The sequence below is a fragment of the Micromonospora sp. ALFpr18c genome, assembly GCF_008868155.1.
In the GTDB taxonomy this organism is placed as follows: domain Bacteria; phylum Actinomycetota; class Actinomycetes; order Mycobacteriales; family Micromonosporaceae; genus Micromonospora.
Genome location: NZ_WBKR01000502.1, coordinates 1 through 446, shown reverse-complemented (window position 1 = coordinate 446; position 446 = coordinate 1). Strand labels below are relative to the sequence as shown.

General features: G+C 82.1%; 1 pseudogene. It reads left to right on the top strand.

The annotated features are described in order from the left end of the window. A pseudogene (locus tag F8271_RS32825) lies at positions 1-446 on the top strand (hypothetical protein); the annotation flags it as partial.

The window sequence follows — 446 nt, the reverse complement described above, 5'->3', positions numbered from 1 at the left end:
CGCCCCCCCGACGCCCCCGCCGAGCCGACCCGTCCCGCCGAGGGCTCCCGCGCCGCGGACGCTCCCCGGGCCGGGGAGTCGTCGGCGATCGAGCCGGACTGGTCCGGCCCGAGCTGGAACCGCCCGAGCTGGGGCGGCGGCTGGGCACCGCCCTGGTCCAGACAGGATGACGAGCCGACCGGCCGCCGGGCCCGGGACGAGCCCGCGCCGGGCTGGGTCGCCGAGCCCAACCTGCCGTACGAGCCGGTACGCGCCGAGCCCACCCGCCCGTACGAGCCGGTGCGCGCAGACCCGCCCCGGGCGTACGACGTGGAGCGGGATGGGCCCGATTCCGAGGCGGCCCCCGAGCGGCCGACCTGGGCCGGTGAGCGTCCGGCGGGCAGCCCCGCCGCCCCGCCGCCGGAGCCGCCCGGAGCCGCGCCCGCGGTGCGACCCTCGTGGGCCGG